We start from the raw sequence: 373 nt of genomic DNA, 5'->3' as shown, positions 1-373 counted from the left end.
ATAATTCACGCGATTACACCGCATTGCGGTATCAACGCGCCCTTAGCTCAGTTGGATAGAGCAACGACCTTCTAAGTCGTGGGCCGCAGGTTCGAATCCTGCAGGGCGCGCCATTACAATTCAATCAGTTACGCCTTCTTCATATCCTCCATAATTTCAGAGTGGGACATATTTGGGACATTATCACCAAAAATGTCGTCTATTTTCCTCGCATGCTCTGTCAAATGATTAGGCGCAAGGTGAGCATACCTACGAACCATTTCTATGGACTCCCATCCGCCCATTTCCTGAAGCACTGATAATGGGACGCCTGACTGAATCAGCTAGCTTGCCCAGGTGTGTCTGAGGTCATGGAAACGGAAATCTTCAATTC

1 tRNA gene and 1 pseudogene are annotated in these 373 nt (G+C 47.7%); one reads left to right on the top strand and one right to left on the bottom strand.

The features are described 5' to 3' along the window. Positions 1-36 precede the first annotated feature (36 nt). A tRNA-Arg gene (locus tag SB679_RS23315) sits at positions 37-113 on the top strand. A gap of 15 nt (positions 114-128) precedes the next feature. On the opposite strand, the pseudogene SB679_RS23310 reads toward SB679_RS23315, so the two are convergent. Beyond that, positions 129-373: pseudogene (locus SB679_RS23310) on the bottom strand (tyrosine-type recombinase/integrase); the annotation flags it as partial.

The organism is Chryseobacterium sp. SIMBA_029 (assembly GCF_046535275.1).
In the GTDB taxonomy this organism is placed as follows: Bacteria; Bacteroidota; Bacteroidia; order Flavobacteriales; family Weeksellaceae; genus Chryseobacterium.
Note: the sequence above shows the minus strand (reverse complement) of the source record. Positions and strands in the feature narration are given on the sequence as shown.